Consider the following 17,742-nt stretch of genomic DNA (forward strand, 5'->3'; position numbering starts at 1 on the left):
CCCACGGGGACCTCGCACCAACGACAAAAATGCTCCGCGCCACTGGCTGCGGAGCATTTTTGTCATTAGGCGCTGCCTGGACATGTCCGGGCGCAGCGCGGAGCCCGGGGCCCAATTCCCTTGTTCCAGCCCCTGACCATTGCCTCGAATTCGAACCACACCCGCGGTACGCCTACGATGGTAAGGACACTTAGCACCACGCCGGTTCCCGCTGGGGACCGGACCATCCAAGGGAGTTCACCATGATCGGTTTCATCGTTGCAGGACTCGTCATCGGCGCGTTGGCGCGCCTCATCAAGCCCGGCAAACAGAATCTGAGCCTCATCGCCACTCTGCTGCTCGGCCTGGTTGGCTCCGTCATCGGCGGCGTCATTGCCAATCTCCTGGGTACCGGAGACATCTTCGAGCTCAACATCCTCGGATTCATTGTTGCCGTTGTTGCGGCAGTCCTGCTGATCGGCATTGCTGAATCCGTGTCCGGCCGCGGCAAGGGCCAGGTCCGCCGCTAGTACCCGGCTCCGCTCAGCCGAGAACCTTCCGTGCCAGGAATGAATTGACGAACTTGCCCTGCGGATCCATCCGCCGGGCAAGGTCGGAAAAATCTTCGAAGCGCGGATAGAGCTCCTGCAGCTGCGGCCGCTGAAGGGTGAACACTTTCCCCCAGTGCGGCCGCGGCCGCAGCGGAGCAAGAGCAGCCTCCATGCGGGCCAGCAGGGCTTCGACGTCCGCCTGCATCGGCTTCCACGTAAAGTGGAACCCCACCGAGTCCGGTCCGTAGTTGGTGCTCAGCCACAGGTCGTCGCCGGCCATGGTCCGGATTTCACAGACCTGCAGCAGGGGAGCGATTTCCGCAGACATCCCCCGCAGAATTTCGATCCCCTCCACGGCCAAGCGCCGGTCCATGAGGTATTCACTCTGGAGCTCATCTCCGTTGCTCGGAGTGAAGGCGAGCCGGAAGTGTGACAGGCGGTCCGACCACGGACCGGGCACGCCCATCTGCTGGGAGCAGTTCACCGCGCTGATGCCGGGCAGCGGGTGCATGGGTTCCGTCGCGGCAGTCCCGCCGAAGAACTCCGGTTTCCCGGCGTACGGCAGCTCGGCATCCGTACGGCTCTTGAGCCACACCTGTGAAGCGTTCGGACCGGCCAGCGAGCTGAAGATGCTCACGCTGTAGGCAGCGGACGTTATCTCGCTGAAGTTCTCCTCCACAGCGCTCCACGGCACGTCGGTGAAGACGTCCTGGCGCACCTCGTAGGCCGGTTCAATATCGAGCGTGATCCGGGTAACGATGCCCAGTGCGCCGAGGGAGACCACCATGCCGTTGAAATCGGGGCTTGACCGGTCCACCCGCAGAAGTTCGCCGTCGGCGGTCACCAGTTCCAGAGCGGCCACCGCGGTGGCAAGGTTGCCGTTCCGGTTGCCGGATCCATGGGTCGCCGTCGCGACGGCCCCTGCTACGGAAATGTGCGGCAGCGACGCCAGGTTGTGCAGGGCATAGCCGCGTTCGACGAGGAAACCGGCCAGATCTCCGTAACGGATGCCCGCGGGCACCGTCACAGTCATGGCAGCCTCATCCAGCACCGGAGCGCCGTTCAGCTTCTCCAGGTTGACCATCAGGCCGGCGGAGTCCGCTATGTCATTGAACGAGTGCCGGGTGCCGACGGCCCGCACGGAAGGAGCTGCGGCCACCAGTGCCTGCAGTTCCTCCACGGTGGTGGGCTGCGCGATTTCCGCCGCGGAGTAGCGCAGGTTGCCGGCCCAGTTGTATTCCTCAAGCATTTTGATGCCCTTCATATGTGTAGGCCGGCAACCCGGCTGATGTAGCCGCTATCTATGGTGCCGCAGGCCTAGAACCCCTGTGCCAGGCGATAGTACGCCTGGTTCAGCTTCAATTCGTTGACGAATGCGTTCGTGGTGGTGGACTCATCGATCATGGCCAGTTCCACATCGGCGATCTGTGCGAAATCCTCCCACACTTCCCGTCCCAGAGCCGTGGACATGACGGTGTGGTGCGCGCCGCCGGCGGAGAGCCAGCACTCGGCGGAGGTCTCCAAATCGGGAGCCGGCTTCCAGACTGCGCGGGCCACGGGCAGGTTGGGCAGGTCCTGCTCGGGAACCACGTTCTCCACCAGGTTGGCGGTGAGGCGGAACCGCTCGCGCATATCCGCCAGGGACATGACGACGGCGGGGCCCGGGTCGGCGGTGAACACCAGGCGAACGGGGTCATCCTTGCCGCCGATGCCCAGCGGGTGGATTTCCAGCGCGGGCTTGGAGGTGGTCAGGGACGGGCAGATTTCCAGCATGTGGGCGCCGAGGATGACTTCGCTCCCGGGAACCAGGTTGTAGGTGTAGTCCTCCATCAGGGACGCTCCGCCGGGCAGGCCCTCACCCATCACCTTGGCAATGCGGACCAGGACGGCGGTCTTCCAGTCGCCCTCGGCGCCGAATCCGTAACCGTCGGCCATCAGGCGCTGGACGGCCAGGCCGGGGAGCTGCTGCAGGGCGCCCAGGTCCTCGAAGTTGGTGGTGAAGGCACCGAAGTTGCCGCTCTCCAGGAAGGAGCGCAGCCCCAGCTCCTGCCGGGCGCCGTAGCGCAGGGACTTGTGGCGTCCGCCGTCGCGCCGCAGTTCGGGAACGACGTCGTACTGCTCTTCATATTCGGCAACCAGGGCGTCGATGGCCTCTTCGGTCACTGCGTCCATGGCCTCGGCGAGCTCGTTCACGGACCAGGTGTTGACGGAGACCCCGAACTTCACCTCAGCCTCGGTCTTGTCACCCTCGGTGACGGCGACGTTGCGCATGTTGTCGCCGAAGCGGGCCAGTTTGAGGTTGCGGATTTCATGCCAGCCGGCGGCGGCGCGTGCCCAGGAATCGATCTTGGCCTGAACGCGGGGGCTGGAGACGTGTCCCACCACGGTCTTGCGGCTGATGCCCAGGCGGGAGGCCATGTACGCGAACTCGCGGTCGCCGTGGGCGGCCTGGTTCAGGTTCATGAAGTCCATGTCGATGTCCGCCCACGGCAGCTCAACGTTGTGCTGGGTGTGCAGGTGCAGCAGCGGACGCTGCAGCTTGGTGAGGCCGCGGATCCACATTTTGGCGGGGGAGAAGGTGTGCATCCAGGCGATGAGGCCAATGCAGGCCTCCGAGGAGTTCGCCTCCAGGATGGTCTCCAGGATGGCGTCGGAGTCCTTGAGGACGGGCTTGAAGACAATGCGGTACGGGACGGCGTCGGCGTCGTCCAGCTGCCGCGCAATGTCGCCGGCCTGTTCGCGGACCTGGGCCAGGGTGTCTTCTCCGTAGAGTCCCTGGCTTCCGGTGAGGAACCAGATTTCCCGGGCGGGGGCAGTGCTGAGGGTCATGGGTACATCCTTTTCAGGCTGATCGTGCGGAACTAAAGCGGGGAAGCTAAGCAGTTATTTCTGGCCGTAGACGTTCTGGTAGCGCTGGAACAGGCGGTCAATGTCCGCCTGCGGGATCGGCAGCAGTTCACCGAGCTGGCGGCTGATGTGCACGGTCCGTGCCACCTCTTCGCACAGGACGGCCGACTTCACGGCGGAACGGGCGTCCTTGCCGATCGTGAACACGCCGTGGTTCTGCATCAGGATGGCGGTGGAGCGGTGCCCGTCCAGGACTTCAACAATGCCGCGGCCAATGGAATCGTCACCGATCAGGGCGAACGGGCCCACGGGGATCTCTCCGCCAAACTCGTCGGCCATCATGGTCAACACGCAGGGAATGGCTTCGCCGCGGGCTGCCCAGGCAGTGGCGTAGGTGGAGTGGGTGTGGACCACCCCGTTGACGGCGGGCATGTGCCGGTAGACGTAGGCGTGGGCGTCGGTGTCCGACGACGGCGAGCCGCCGCCGTCGACCGCGGTGCCGAACAGGTCGGTGAGCACCATGTTCTCGGGGGTGAGGTCGTCATAGGAGACGCCGGAGGGCTTGATGACCATCAGGTCCCGGCCCGGGACGCGGGCGGAAATGTTGCCGGCGGTCCACACCACCAGTTCATTGCGGGTCAGTTCGGCGTGCAGGTCGCTGACCTGGCGGCGGAGCTGGTCGACAGCGCCGAGGACGTCGGAAGTGAGAGTCACAGTGCCGGTTCCATTTCTTCAGTGTCTTCAACGGCCGCTGCGGAACGCCCGGCGGATGAGGCACGCTGGATGGCCTTGAGCCGGTGCATCACATCATTGGCGCCGCGGCCAAAGTAGTCATGCAGCGTCTTGTACTCCGTGAAGAGGGCATCATAGGCCTGAACGTTTTCGGGGATGGGCTGGTAGACCCCGCGGCGAACCCGGCCCATGGCGGCAGCGGCGGTCCGGACGTCCGGGTAAGCACCGGCGGCAACGGCGGCATGGATGGCAGAGCCGAGGGCGGGTCCCTGCTGCGAGTCGATGACGGACAACGGCAGGTTGATGACATCGGAATAGATCTGCATCAGCAGGGGATTCTTCAGCAGGCCGCCGGCCACCACGAACTCCGTAACCGGAACACCGCTGGCGTTGAAGGCTTCAATGATGGTGCGGGTGCCGAAGGCAGTGGCTTCGAGCAGGGCGCGGTACATGTCCTGGGGCCGGGTGGCCAGAGTCTGGCCCACGAAAACCCCGGACAGCTCATGGTCCACGAGCACGGAACGGTTGCCGCTGTGCCAGTCCAACGCCACCAGGCCGTGCTGGCCGATGGCCTGGGCGGAAGCCAGTTCGGTCAGGTATTCATGGACACCGAGGCCGGCTTCGGCTGCGGCTTCCACGTACCGCGGCGGAACGCAGTTGTTGACGAACCAGCCGAAGATGTCTCCCACTCCGCTCTGTCCGGCTTCGTAGCCCCACAGTCCCTCCACAATGCCGCCCTGCACCGCGCCGCACATGCCGGGAACCTCGGAGAGTTCCTCTGCATTCATGACGTGGCACGTTGAGGTGCCCATGATGGCAACCATCTGACCGGGCTGGACGGCGTTGGCGGCAGGGGCGGTAACGTGTGCGTCCACGTTGCCGACGGCAACGGCGATCCCCGCGGGCAGGCCCGTCCAGTCCGCGGCACGGGCGGACAGCGTGCCGGCAGCAGAGCCGAGCTGGCCGATGGTGTGGTCCAGCTTCTCGCTCACGAATCCTGCGAAGTCCGGATTGAGGGCGGCGAGGTATTCCTCGGACGGGTAGGCCCCGTCCTGGTAGATGCCCTTGTAACCGGCGGTGCAGGCATTGCGCACGTAAGTGTCGGTCAGCTGCCAGACGATCCAGTCGGCTGCTTCCACCCAGTGGTCCATGGCGGCGTAAACCTCGGGGTCCTCCTCGAGGATCTGCAGGCCCTTGGCAAATTCCCATTCCGAGGAAATGAGTCCGCCGTAGCGGCCCAGCCAGGTTTCACCCCGCTCTTCAGCGAGGGCGTTGATGCGCACGGCCTGCCCCTGGGCGGCGTGGTGGCGCCAGAGCTTCACGAAGGCGTGGGGCCGTGAGGCGAATTCGGGGAGCTCATTGAGCGGGGTTCCGTCTGCCTTCACCGGAACCATGGTGCAGGCGGTGAAGTCGGTGGCGAGGCCGATGACGTCGGCCGGATTGATGCCCGCGGTGCGCAGGGCTTCCGGGACGGCCTTCTGCAGCACCTCAACGTAGTCCTGCGGAACCTGCAGCGCCCAGTCCGGCGGCAGCAGGGTGTCGGAACCGGGCAGGGTCTCGGTAACGACGGCGTGCGGGTACTCATGGACTGCGGAGCCAAGCTCCGCGCCGTCGGAAACCCGTACCACCACGGCGCGTCCGGAAAGAGTGCCGTAGTCCACCCCAATCACGTACTGCTCCTGTGGCTGGATGCTGGTCATGGTGCCTCCTGCCGCGGCTGACCGCGGAAATCGTCTTTGATGGTGTTAGCGCTAACAATTAGATGTGTGTTGAGTCTCATTGTCAAGAGAGGCGGTTTCGATCCATCAACCGCGAGATAGCAGAAAGTGCCCGTCTCAGCTCTCAGAAGGACACCTTCTGGGATCTCGCGGGGAAATTGGTCAGGTGGCCGGGGGAGCGGTGCTGCCGCGGACTACAAGCTCCGGAACGGGAATGCCCTGCGGCTTGCCCTGTGAGGCGGGAGCCGACGCCGCTGGTTCAGCGCCGGCTGCGTAGCCATCATGAGCCGCCCCGGCGGTGTCGGAACCGGCGACCTGACCCAGCAGCATGTCGATGCAGTAACTGCCCATGCTGCGGAAATCCTGCCGGATGGTCGTCAGCGGAGGCAGGAAATAGGCTGCTTCGGGCTGGTCATCGAACCCCACCACACTGACGTCATCCGGGACGCTGATCCCGCGCTCGTGCAGGGCCCGCATGAACCCCAGCGCCATCTGGTCATTGGCCACAAAGACTGCCGTGGCCGCGGCCGCATCAAATTCCAGGCCCATGCGGTACCCCGACTCGGCACCCCAGTCGCCCACCATGGGTGCAGCCGCGGGGAGACCGCGCGCGTCCAGTTCCTCCCGCCATCCGGCGGCCCGGCGCTGGGCGTCCATCCACGGCTCCGGCCCGGCCAGATGGGCAATGGAGCGGTGCCCCAGGTCCGCGAGGTGCGCCACTGCGGTTCGGGCAGCCTGTTCCTGACTGCCCTCGGGAGCCAGGCCGCTGGCAACAATTTCCAGCGGAATCTTCAATTCCAAGGTGCGGAAGAGGTCAACGCCGGCCTGCACGGGGGCCACCACCACAATGCCGTCCGGGGCCTGATTCAGCAGATGGTTGACGGACTCCAGCATGGCCGTCCGGGTCTTCTCCCGCAGGCCGGCAACGCTGACAAAATATCCGTTACGAAACGCCGCCTCCTGCAGGCCCAGCAGGGTGCTCGCCGGCCCATACTGCTCCAGTTCGGTGATGATCACGCCAATCACCTTGGAAGACCGGGTGACGAGCGACCGAGCCGCCGCGTTGCGCCGGTATCCGAGCTCGGAGATGGCAGCCGAAACCCGTTCCTTCGTGTCCGGACTGACGTTGGGGTGGCCGTTCAGCACACGTGACACCGTTTGGTGGGAGACCCCGGCAACGCGGGCAACGTCCTCCATGGTCGGAGCGGATCCGGTCGGCCTGCGGCGTGACGGGGGCATGAACTTCTTTCGGTAGGGACCGGCGCGGCGGCGCAGGCGGGCAGTGGGAAGGAGGCGCGGGGCTATCCGGCGCTGATGGAATAGGAAAAAACGTGGTCCTCGCCCGGCTCCAGCACAATTAAATCGGTGCCCGTGTTGAAAGCGTTGGGCGGGCAGGTCATCGGCTCCACTGCCATGCCGCGCCGTCCGAGCTCTTCGCCGGAATAGATCTGCAGCCACCCCGTTGCCCCCGCGCCGGCGGGGGAGGACAGGACGGCCGCTTTGCCCGTTGCGGGGTCCCGCAGGCTGACCTGCCAGCCGCCGTCGGGCAACCCGGTAAAGGCATGGTCCAGGCTCATCGAACCGAGGATGCGGGGATGTGAAAAGTCGAAGTCGGTGCCGGTTGTTTCCTTCAGCTCCAGCGGCAGCAGCCGGTCATCAGTCATCAACACCTGTGCTGCGGAGAAGGCCACCTCGCAATTATCCACCGAATTCCCGCCCACGGTGAGGTACGGATGCGAGGAGACGCCGTAGGGTGCGGCCGTCCGGCCCGCATTTGCGGCCCGGACCTTCACGGTGAGTCCGCTCTCGACGTCCAGGGTGAACTCGGCGCGCAGCAGCAGCTGGTGCGGATATCCGGGCTGTCCGTGCAGCACGTGTTCCAGGACCACCGCGTTGGCAGATCGGTCGGTAACCTCCCACTCGGACCACACCACCAAGCCGTGCAGGGCCGTGCCGGTGGAGGCCTCGTTCACCGGCACCTCGTACGTCTGCCCGTCAAAGACATACCTGCCGCCGTCGATCCGGTTGGGCCAGGGGACCAGCGTCTTGCCGGCGTAGGCATGCGGTACGCGGTCCGGGTCAAAGGGCAGGACCAGATCCACGCCGTCATGGCTCAGGCTCTGGATTCCCGCCCCGACCGCAGCGATGCCCGCCCGGTAGCCGCCTGCCGTCAACGTAATGATCTGTCCATTCGGGCTGGCTGCTGGGCGGGTCATAGGGAGCTCCTGTCAGGGCGGGTGATCGCGTATGGGTTGAGGTTCGCCGGCACCCCTCAGGCTGCCGGACTCTGTTCGAGCTTAGCTGTGAGCGCTAACAAAAGCACCCGCTACGCAGCACCAACCCGCCCGAAGTTCGTCAGCACGTCGGCCTTCAGGCGGCCGTCGCGCATGACCGCCACGGCGTCGGTCAGCGGGACAAAGTCCGTGTCATGCGTGACCATGACCGTGCCGAAGCCAAACTCCCGGGTCAGTTCCACGAGCAGCTTCACGATGCTCTCGGAGCGTTCATGGTCCAGTGCTGCCGTGGGTTCATCCACCAGCATCAGCGCCGGACTTCCCATCAGTGCGCGGGCAATGTTGACCCGCTGCCGCTGGCCGCCGGAAAGCTGGTGCGGGCGCTTGTTCGCCGCCGAAGCCAGGCCCACGAGGTCCAGCAATTCCAGTGCCCGCGCAGCGGACGCCGAAGCGTGCACACCGCGCAGCCGGTCGGTGATGATCAGCTGCTCCGCCGCTGTGAGGGAGGGCAGCAAGTTGGGCTGCTGGAAGATCAAGCCGACTTTGCCGCGCCGCAGGGTGGTGCGGCCGGCGTCGTCCAGCAAAGCGGTGTCCGTTCCGGAGACAACCACGGACCCGGAGGTAGGGCGAATCAGTGTGGCTGCGACGGCCAGCAGCGAAGATTTGCCGGAGCCTGAGGGGCCCACCAGGGAGAGAATCCGGCCGGCCGGAACGTGCAGGCTGACATTGTCCAGCGCCTTGAGCGTTCCCTCGCCGTCGGGGTATTCCAGAGTGACGCCGGTCAGGGACAGAGCTGCAGATGCAGACATGGGGTGATCCTTTCGAGAGGGGGTTGCGGAGGCGGGCATCGTCAGTTCCCGCCCAGGGCGGTCAGCGGGTCAACTTTGGTGACATTGCGGACCGCGAGCGCCGCCCCGGCCAGGCCGAGCACTATGATTCCCAGGATGGGCAGCACCGTGGTGGCTGTGCTGGTGAGGAACGGGGCAACCTGTGCTGCAACGGCGCCGATTCCCACGCCCAGAAGGCCGCCCAGGAGGGCGCCGCTGACCAGGACAATCGCTGCTTGCGCGAGCGCATCCCGGAGCAGGTAGGACGAGGAACCGCCCAGCGCCTTGAGCACCGCGATGTCCCGGGTGCGCTGTACGGTCCAAACGGTCAGGAACGCCACGATCACCAGTGCGGAAATTCCATAGAGGAAGGCCTGCATCAGGAGCAGCGAGCCGTTTTCGGATTTGTAGGAGCCCAGGGCATTGAAAGAACCGCGGACGTCAGTGGAGACCGTCCCGGCGGCGGTATCAGCGGTTTCCGCTGCGCCGTCGTCCGCGTCCGCAACGATGACCGTGGCGACCGGCGGCTCGGACAGGGACGCGTCATCGGTGTGGGCCACCTGCTGCCAGGTGTTCAGCGACGCCCAGGCCACCGGGGTGTGGCTGTACCAGGAATCTTCGGAGACGGCGCTCACCGTCAGGCTGCGTCCGCCCAGGTCCACCCTGCCGCCGACGTCAACGCCAAGGTCCTCCGCGGTGGAGGCACCGAGGATGACACCGCCGTCGGTCACCTTTTGGGGCGCCAGCGCGGATCCGGGCTCGACGCCGAAGACGGCAACATTGGCGGTGGAGCCTGCCACGGCTCGGGTCTGGGTAATGCCAAGCGGTTCAGCGTGGCCCACACCTTCAGTGTTCCGCCATTCCTGCAGTTGCCCGGCGGTGACCACTGACTCGGTGTAGGAGGCCTTCGCCCCGGTGTTCCCTGGAGCGCCGAATGCCACGGAATTGATCCCGTGGTCCGCAAGCCCGGCCACAGCGGCAGTGTTTTGGTTGCCCAGGCCAGCAGTGAGGCCGGAGAGCAGCACCAGCAGCAGGGAGATCAGTGCCACCACGGCGCCCATCAGGGCAAAGCGGCCCTTGGCAAAGCGAATGTCACGAAGTGCGAGATACACGATGGTTCCTTCCAGATCGCCGGCCGGAATGTCCGGCCTGTTGTCCTTGTCTTCCACCGTCCCGCGGAACCCGCACCATTCCATCCGACGGGCGGTCGATCCCCGCAAACTGTTGGGCTGAGCCGACGCTCCACCAAACGGTTGATGTGCCGGGCATCGGCGCGGCCTAGGCTGGGACATATGAGTGCGCCCTACACCCCCGCCGACGGCGCTTCCTCCGGGGACGCGGTGCTGCAGGCACTGCGCATCGCCCTGCACACCGCTTTTGCCGGACTGCTGGTGCTGGCGGTGGTTCAGATGAGCATCACGCCGCAGACCTGGCCGGTGCGTGTGAGCGCCTATGCCGGAAGTGCACTGCTGGCCGCGGTGTACGTGACGGGCACCGTGGCTGAAAGCCGCCACGCCTCCACCGGAAGAGGGCCCGATCCCCGCCGCTACGGTGCCGCGTGGCTCGGTGCAGTGACGGTGCTGTGGCTGTGCCTGCTGATGATCAGCCCGGAGTTCTCCTGGCTGGCCTTCCCGCTGTTCTTCCTGGACCTTCAGCTGCTGCGGACCCTGCCGGCGCTCGTCGCCGTCCTGATCACCACCGCCGCCGTCGTCCTGGCGCAGTGGGCCCGCACCGGACACCCCAGTGCGGCCGCCCTCCTGGGACCCGTCATCGGCGCCCTGTTCGCTGTGGTCATGGGCAGTGCGTACTCAGCCCTCCACCGCGAAAGCGTCAACCAGCGGCTGGCCCTCGCAGAGCTTCACCGCACGCGCGGCGAGCTGGCCGCATCCCAGCACTACGCCGGAGTGCTGACCGAGCGCGAACGGCTGGCACGCGAAATCCACGACACCCTGGCCCAGGGCCTTTCCAGCATCGTCCTGCTGTCCCGAGCGGCCGGAAGCGCCCTCGATGCGGGTGACCCGGTGCTCGCCAGGGAACGCCTCGCGCTGGTGCAGAGCACCGCCGCCGACAACCTCGCGGAGGCCCGGCAGTTTGTCCGCGGCCTCGCTGCGGCACCCCTGGAGCAGGGGTCCCTCGATGCCCGCCTCGCCGCACTGTGTTCGGATGCTGAGCGGCGGGTCGCTGCTGCCGGCGGATACCTGAAGTGCCTGTTCCGGGTGGACGGTGCCCCGGTTCCCCTGCACCCTGCCTATGAGACAACTCTGCTGCGGGCAGCCCAGTCTCTGTTGGCCAACATTGAGGCACATGCCGGGGCGTCCAGCGCGGTCCTCACGCTGGAATACTCCCCGGATTCCGTGGCACTTGATGTGTTCGACGACGGCGTCGGCTTTGATCCGGGGGTGCTCCCCGCCGGCCCCCGGGCCGATGGAACAGGGTTTGGCCTGCTCTCTTTGCGCGAGCGGATTTCCGATCTGCAGGGTTCCCTGAGCGTGGAGTCGGCGCCGGGGGAAGGAACCGTGGTGGCGTTGAGGCTGCCGCTGGATTCCGCCGCAGACTCCACCGCGGCCGCCGGGGTTCCCGGAGGTGGCGCATGAACGGCATTCGTGTCCTGCTGGTGGATGACCATCCCGTGGTCCGTGCCGGGCTGCGGGCGCTGCTGGGTGACTTCGACGGACTGGAAGTGGCCGCGGAAGCAGCTGACGGGGCTGCGGCCATCGCCGAGGTGGCCCGGCAGGAAACCTTGGGTACGCCGTTCGATGTGGTGCTGATGGATCTTCAAATGGGACCCGGTCTGGACGGCGCGGAGGCGACACGGAGGATCCGTGCTGCCGGCGGTCCGCCGGTTCTGATACTCACCACGTACGACAGCGACGCGGATATCCTTGCCGCCGTGGATGCCGGCGCTGCCGGTTACATGTTGAAGGACGCGGCGCCGGAAGACATCCGCGCTGCCGTCGCAGCAGCTGCGCAGGGGCGGACCGCGCTGGCCCCCCAGGTTGCCGGACGCCTGCTCGGACAGCTGCGCAGCCCTGAATCCACGCTGAGCCCGCGGGAACTGGAACTGCTGGAACTGCTGGCTGACGGAATGGCCAACCGTGCCATGGCCCGGAAGCTCTTTATCTCCGAAGCCACCGTCAAAACCCACCTGGTGCACATCTACGAGAAACTCGGTGTCGACAACCGTACGGCGGCCGTGAACGAAGCCCGGAAGCGGCGGATCATCCGGCGCTAGGGCAGCTGCCGTTAAGCCCAGGAGCTGGGAACTTCGGTCAGGCGGTGGACTCTGGCTTCCCACGGCCGCAGCAGGCCCGGGTCGCCGGGATCGGTGTAGTTGCCCAGCACCAGTTCCGGACCGCGCAGATAGGCGGGCACGGGAAGCAAACCGGCGGAGACGTTGCATATGATGGTCAGCTCCTCGGTGCCCAAGCGGCGCCGGAAGGCAAAAAGCTGCGGGTCGTTGGGTTCCAGCATTTCAAAGTCCCCGAGGGATACCAGCATGGATTCGTGACGCAGCTGGATCAGCCGCTGATAGTAACGAAAAATCGATTTTTCGGCGGTCCTGTCCGCCGCGGCATTAACGGACCGGTAATTGGGGTTGACGTCTATCCAGGGTTTGCTTGCGCTGAAACCCGCATTGGGGGAGTCATCCCACTGCATGGGAGTTCGGGCGTTGTCACGGCTGACCCTTCCCAGAGTGTCCAGCACATGTTTCTCGTCTATGCCCCTGGCGACCGCGTAGTCATAGTAGGCGAGCGATTCCACATCCCGGTACTGGTCCAGGGACGTGAAGCCGGCATTGGTCATTCCGATTTCGTCGCCCTGGTAAATGAACGGCGTGCCGCGCTGCAGATGGATCACCGTTGCCCACAGGGTGGCTGATTCATACCGGTACTGCGCGTCATCGCCGAAACGCGACACCGACCGGGGCTGGTCGTGGTTTCCCAGGTAAAGGCTGTTCCAGCCGCGGTCTGCCAGCGAGCGCTGCCACCGGTTCGCGATCGTCTTGAAGTCGCGCAGCTTCACGGGCAGGTGGTCCCACTTGCCGCCCGGCCCGTGATCCAGGCGCATGTGCTCGAACTGGAAGACCATGTCCAGCTCCCCGCGCAGGGAGTCGGTGAACAGCACCGCCTCGTCCACCGTCACGCCGTCGGTCTCGCCCACCACCAGATACTCACTGGTCCGGTAATCGAAGACCGCCCGCATCATCTCCTGGATGAACTCGTGCACCCTCGGACCGGAGACGTAGAAAGGAGCCCCGTTCGCGTACATCCCGCCGCTTCCCACCGGGCTGTCCGGCAGGGCGGGCCGTTTGGAAATGAAGTTGATGGCGTCCATGCGGAACCCGTCAATGCCCCGGTCCAGCCACCAGTTCATCATTTCGTAGACCCGGGCTCGGACGCGAGTGCTTTCCCAGTTCAGGTCCGGCTGGTGGGGACTGAACAGGTGCAGGTAGTACTGCTCCGTTCGGGGGTCATATTCCCACGCGCTGCCGCCAAAGATGGATCCCCAGTTGTTCGGTTCGGCGCCCGGGTCGTCGGGAGAAAATCCCCGCCGCGGATCCCGCCAATAGTAGGAGTCCCGCGACACGTTGCTGCGTGATGACGATGAGACCACAAAGGCCGAGTGCTCATCGGAGGTGTGGTTCACCACCAGGTCCATAATCAGTTTCATGCCGCGCCGGTGCACTTCGGCCAGCAGCTGGTCGAACTCCTCTTCGGTGCCGTACAGGTGGTCGATGCGCCGGTAGTTGGAGATGTCATAGCCGTTGTCATGCTGAGGAGACTCGTGGATGGGGGAGAGCCAGATGACGTCCACCCCCAGCTCGCTGAGGTAGTCCAGTCGCTCAATGACACCCGTGATATCGCCGATGCCGTCCCCCGTGCTGTCCGCGAAGCTGCGCGTATAGATCTGGTAGACGACGGCGTTGGTCCACCATGCCGGCAGGTACGGGTTCCTCATGGGGCGAAGATCCTTTCGCAGGCCCTCCCAGCGGCAGTGGGGCCCGCCGCACGGCGTGCTGCCGCCTGCCCCAAAAGTGTAGGGCCGCGCGTGGACGGTCCAACAGGGACCGGCGGCAAGCAGCGGCCCGCACGGCGGAAACGGACAGGCTCGGCCGGGTAGACAGCCAGTGAGAGAAGCAGCACATCCGGCGTCCCGGATTTCGATCACATTTTCAGAAGGCGTAGCGTTGGTTGGCTGGTTCAGCCTGAACCGGCACCAGTTCCATCGACAGCAAAACAACTCAACAGGAGAATGCCGGTGACGCACGGCGCGGAAACACCCGACCAGAAGCTATGGACCAAGGGGTTCGTCCTTGCCATCATCACCAACTTTTTCCTCTTCCTGGTCTTCTACCTTTTGATGACCACCATGGCGCTGTACGCCGTTGAGCAATTCTCCGCCTCAAACAGCGCATCCGGTTTTGCCTCGGGATCCTTCGTCGTAGGAGCGCTCGTGGCCCGGGTCTTCAGCGGCAAGTTCCTGGACTTCGTGGGCCGCCGCCGGCTGCTGCTGGGCGGGCTCGTGGTCTTCACCGCTGCGGCGCTGCTGTATCCGCTGGCGGACAGCCTTGCCGCGCTGCTGGCCGTCCGGCTGCTTCACGGAGCCGCCTTCGGCGCGGCCAGCACGTCCATTTCCGCGTCCGTCATGGGGCTGATTCCGGTTCGCCGCCGAGGGGAAGGCACCGGGTACTTCGGCATTTCCACGACACTGGCCACCGCCGTCGGCCCTTTCCTGGCAGTACTGATCGTGGACACCATGACCTACGATCTCCTCTTCCTGGTCGGCGCCGCCTGCGCCGCCATGTCCCTGGTTGTTGCCCTGATGCTTCGCCTGCCCGAGCGCACACCGACGCCGGCGGAGCAGGCCCGTAAGTGGCACCTTCGCTTTACGGACATCCTGGACCCGGCAGCGCTGGCCATTGCCTCCATCATGTTTGTTGCCGGCGCTTCGTATGCCGGAATCCTGACCTTTATGAACTCCTATGCCCAGGAGGAGAACCTGGTGACTGCGGCCAGTTCGTTCTTCCTGGTGTATGCCGCAGTGGTGCTGATTTCCCGCCTGTTCATGGGCCGCCTGCATGACGTCTACGGTGACAATGCCGTCATCTATCCCACCCTGGTCTCCTTCGCCGTCGGCCTGGCCATGCTGGCATGGGCACCCAACGGCCTGGTGCTCGCCGCTGCGGGAGTGTTTGTGGGCATCGGCTTCGGCACCCTGGTTCCCACCGCCCAGGCCATCGCCGTCACCATGGCGCCGCCGCACCGCATTGGCCTGGCCACCTCCACGTACTTCATCATGATGGACGCGGGGGTGGGCCTGGGCCCGCTGGCTCTGGGCGCCCTTGTCTCCGTGACCGGTTTCCACGGGATGTACTGGCTGCTGGCCGGCTGTATTCTGGCCACCACAGTCCTCTATCACTTTGTCCACGGCCACAAGAACTACCGCCGCAGCGTCGAAACTCCGGGGGACGCCCCGGCCTAAAAGCGGCGCAGGTCCCCGGGACCGTCCGGTGCTGTAGGTTATGGCCATGGCCGGCAAAGCAACCACCCTGACTGTCCCTGGTCCGAACGGCGAACGCGAAATGCGCATCTCCAGTCCGGACCGTGTCCTGTGGCCCGAACTGGGACTGACCAAGCTCGACCTGGCCAAGTACACGACGGAGGTCGGTGAGGCATTCATCGCCGCCAACGGCGACCGCCCGGTGTCGCTGCAGCGGTTTCCGGACGGGATCGACGGCGAACAGTTCTTCTCGAAAAATCCGCCCAAGGGGGCGCCGGACTTTATCCGGGCCGTCACGGTGACCTACCCGAGTGCCCGGGCCCATCCGCAGCTGGTCCTGGATGAGCCGGCGGCCGCCGTCTGGGCGGTGCAGATGAACACCGTGGTGTTCCACCCCTGGCCCTCGCGGACCGAAAACACCGACAACCCGGACCAGCTGCGCATCGATCTGGACCCCCAGCCCGGCACCGGGTTCGACGACGCCGTTCCCGCCGCCTTTGAGCTGCGCAGCGTCCTTGATGAAGCCGGCCTGGACGCCTTCATCAAGACGTCCGGAAACCGCGGCCTGCATGTGTACGCGCCCATCACCCCGGATCACGAGTTCCTCGACGTCCGGCACGCCGTGATCGCCGCGGCACGGGAGCTTGAGCGCCGCATGCCGGAGCACGTCACCACAGCCTGGTGGAAAGAGGAACGCGGACAGAAGATCTTTGTCGATTTCAACCAGGCCAACCGGGACCGCACCATTGCCGGTGCCTACAGCCCCCGGGCGCTGCCGCACGCGCCGGTGTCCACCCCGCTGCGCTGGGAGGAACTCGAGGGCGCCGACCCGCACGAGTTCACCGTCCTCACTGTTCCGGAACGGCTGCGCACCGTGGGGGATCCGTGGGCGGACATGGGCGCGAACCCCGGCAGCATCGACGTACTGCTGCAGTGGTGGCAGCGGGACCTGGACAACGGGCTGGGCGAGATGCCGTTTCCGCCGGATTACCCCAAAATGCCCGGCGAACCGATGCGGGTCCAGCCCAGCCGGGCACGCAAAACAGAGTAGCCGTGCACGCAGGCGGATCCGGCCGGGCCTGCCATTCGGGCCTGACAGCCGGGCCGGGCCGGACCTGCACCTGTTGCCGGTTAGCCGGTAACTCCGGTCAGCTCATTGGGGGTGTGCTCCAGCACCCCGCTTCCGGTGACAGCTCCGGACTCAATGTCCACGGCTGAGATGGTGTTGCCGGCGGGATCCGTGACGTACGCTGTGTGGTCCACCACGGTCAGCGTGGGCCGCGGCTGCTGCCATTCCAGCGGCTCTTCCCACGCAGCAATGACCGGGGTGCTCGCCGTGATCTCACCGCTGTCAGGATCGATGCTGTGCAGCGCGCCGTCGGTGCCCAGCACCAAGGCTTCGCCGTGCGGACCGCGCGCCAGCGACCTGAAGCTGTAACTGGTGCCCAAATCCACGAGCTGCAGCTGCTTGGTGGCGGTGTTGATCAGTGAGATCCGCTGCGGCCGTTCCAATTCGGCATCGGGATCGGATTTGTAGTCTCCCAGGGTCACCGGTGATTCCTCCGACCCGGCCTGGTTGCCGATCCTGCCGTAGGCATCCGGGCTGGAGATCTTGGTGATGGCCCCGTCGGCGTAGACCAGGACGCCGGTCTCGCAGCCAATCACCACGGCTTCATTCGCTGCAGTGGCTTCCCCGTGCACTCCGGGACAGTCCTCGTTGCGGAGAATTTCGCCGCGGTCCGCATCGAGGACCGCGATTCCCGGGCGCTGCTCATCGCTTCCGAGGGTGAGGACCAGCTCCCCGTTTGCCAGCTCCACAGCAACTCCGTGATGGGCCTGCGCTGCAGTGTGGATTTCGGTTTCCGGCCTGCCTCCGGCCAGATCGGCGGTTGCGAAGGATTCCACTACACCCGTGCCGTCGCTGAAAAGAACGGTCCGGCCGGCATGGTGAACTACGTGCCCCGGTTTACTGGCAGCGAATTCAATGCCGGTCAGCACCGGTTCGGCAACATGGCGGGCGCCGTCGTCTTCAGTCCAGGCCCCGGTGTCCAGAACCTTGAAGGCATCGGCGGTCGAGATAATGACATGGCGGCCGTCACCGGCGGGATTGACGCGGTTGAAACCTTCCATCTCGAACTCTGCCAGTACCTCCAGCGTCCCGGCGTCGAGGACGGAGATACCGCCGTCGTAAGTGGTTACCAGCCGCGGTGATGCATCGGCGGCCGGGGCCGCCTGATGCGTTTCCGAAGGGTCCGCGGCTGTGGTTTCATGCGGCGGCTGCGCGGCGCAGCCGCCAAGCAGGAGCGCAGCAACGCAGAGCCCTGACAGGCGGGGAAGGGTGCGGGTATTCATG

The 17,742-nt window shown here is 65.6% G+C and carries 15 protein-coding genes; 5 read left to right on the plus strand and 10 right to left on the minus strand.

Translation table 11 applies throughout. The features are described 5' to 3' along the window. Positions 1-242 precede the first annotated feature (242 nt). Positions 243-509 (plus strand): GlsB/YeaQ/YmgE family stress response membrane protein, encoded by a 267-nt coding sequence (locus tag AC4D2Q_RS10340; protein ID WP_490925395.1) that lies wholly within the window; start codon positions 243-245, stop codon positions 507-509. A gap of 13 nt (positions 510-522) precedes the next feature. On the opposite strand, the gene AC4D2Q_RS10345 is transcribed toward AC4D2Q_RS10340, so the two are convergent. The 8 genes from AC4D2Q_RS10345 to AC4D2Q_RS10380 form a co-directional block, all read right to left on the minus strand. After that, positions 523-1,779 carry an FAD-binding protein gene (locus tag AC4D2Q_RS10345; RefSeq protein WP_490946383.1) on the minus strand — a complete coding sequence of 419 codons (1,257 nt, stop codon included), beginning with the start codon at positions 1,777-1,779 and terminating at the stop codon, positions 523-525. Positions 1,780-1,847: 68 nt separating this feature from the next. After that, positions 1,848-3,359: an L-arabinose isomerase gene (gene araA, locus AC4D2Q_RS10350; protein WP_490946384.1), complete on the minus strand. Its 1,512-nt coding sequence runs from the start codon at positions 3,357-3,359 to the stop codon at positions 1,848-1,850. Between the two features lie 54 nt (positions 3,360-3,413). Further along, the gene (locus AC4D2Q_RS10355; protein WP_490925398.1) at positions 3,414-4,091 is read right to left on the minus strand and encodes an L-ribulose-5-phosphate 4-epimerase; all 678 of its coding nucleotides are present in this window, start codon (positions 4,089-4,091) and stop codon (positions 3,414-3,416) included. Then, positions 4,088-5,809, minus strand: a complete 1,722-nt coding sequence (gene araB / locus AC4D2Q_RS10360) for a ribulokinase (protein ID WP_490946385.1) — start codon at positions 5,807-5,809, stop codon at positions 4,088-4,090. Before araB ends, AC4D2Q_RS10355 begins: the two co-directional genes overlap by 4 nt. A 180-nt stretch (positions 5,810-5,989) precedes the next feature. Beyond that, a complete protein-coding gene (locus AC4D2Q_RS10365; RefSeq protein WP_490946386.1) occupies positions 5,990-7,066 on the minus strand; it encodes a LacI family DNA-binding transcriptional regulator in 1,077 nt (358 codons plus the stop codon). Between the two features lie 62 nt (positions 7,067-7,128). After that, positions 7,129-8,043 carry an aldose-1-epimerase gene (locus tag AC4D2Q_RS10370; RefSeq protein ID WP_490946388.1) on the minus strand — a complete coding sequence of 305 codons (915 nt, stop codon included), beginning with the start codon at positions 8,041-8,043 and terminating at the stop codon, positions 7,129-7,131. A 110-nt stretch (positions 8,044-8,153) separates the two neighbouring features. Further along, on the minus strand, positions 8,154-8,870 hold the full coding sequence (locus tag AC4D2Q_RS10375; RefSeq protein ID WP_490946389.1) for an ABC transporter ATP-binding protein: 717 nt from the start codon (positions 8,868-8,870) through the stop codon (positions 8,154-8,156). 41 nt (positions 8,871-8,911) lie between these two features. Beyond that, positions 8,912-10,000 carry an ABC transporter permease gene (locus AC4D2Q_RS10380; RefSeq protein WP_490946390.1) on the minus strand — a complete coding sequence of 363 codons (1,089 nt, stop codon included), beginning with the start codon at positions 9,998-10,000 and terminating at the stop codon, positions 8,912-8,914. 180 nt (positions 10,001-10,180) lie between these two features. Here AC4D2Q_RS10380 and AC4D2Q_RS10385 point away from each other — a divergent pair, with 180 nt between their 5' ends. Then, on the plus strand, positions 10,181-11,482 hold the full coding sequence (locus tag AC4D2Q_RS10385) for a sensor histidine kinase (protein ID WP_490946391.1): 1,302 nt from the start codon (positions 10,181-10,183) through the stop codon (positions 11,480-11,482). After that, positions 11,479-12,120 carry a response regulator gene (locus AC4D2Q_RS10390; protein WP_400929419.1) on the plus strand — a complete coding sequence of 214 codons (642 nt, stop codon included), beginning with the start codon at positions 11,479-11,481 and terminating at the stop codon, positions 12,118-12,120. Before AC4D2Q_RS10385 ends, AC4D2Q_RS10390 begins: the two co-directional genes overlap by 4 nt. 11 nt (positions 12,121-12,131) lie before the next feature. Here AC4D2Q_RS10390 and AC4D2Q_RS10395 read toward each other — a convergent pair whose 3' ends face one another. Then, the gene (locus AC4D2Q_RS10395) at positions 12,132-13,847 is read right to left on the minus strand and encodes a glycoside hydrolase family 13 protein (protein ID WP_490946393.1); all 1,716 of its coding nucleotides are present in this window, start codon (positions 13,845-13,847) and stop codon (positions 12,132-12,134) included. Between the two features lie 300 nt (positions 13,848-14,147). Here AC4D2Q_RS10395 and AC4D2Q_RS10400 point away from each other — a divergent pair, with 300 nt between their 5' ends. Then, positions 14,148-15,371 (plus strand): MFS transporter, encoded by a 1,224-nt coding sequence (locus AC4D2Q_RS10400; RefSeq protein ID WP_490946394.1) that lies wholly within the window; start codon positions 14,148-14,150, stop codon positions 15,369-15,371. A 46-nt stretch (positions 15,372-15,417) separates the two neighbouring features. After that, on the plus strand, positions 15,418-16,440 hold the full coding sequence (ligD, locus tag AC4D2Q_RS10405; RefSeq protein WP_490946395.1) for a non-homologous end-joining DNA ligase: 1,023 nt from the start codon (positions 15,418-15,420) through the stop codon (positions 16,438-16,440). Positions 16,441-16,520: 80 nt separating this feature from the next. Here ligD and aztD read toward each other — a convergent pair whose 3' ends face one another. Further along, positions 16,521-17,741, minus strand: a complete 1,221-nt coding sequence (gene aztD / locus AC4D2Q_RS10410; RefSeq protein ID WP_490946396.1) for a zinc metallochaperone AztD — start codon at positions 17,739-17,741, stop codon at positions 16,521-16,523. Position 17,742 lies beyond the last annotated feature (1 nt).

It is taken from the genome of Arthrobacter sp. TJ-178 (assembly GCF_058269275.1).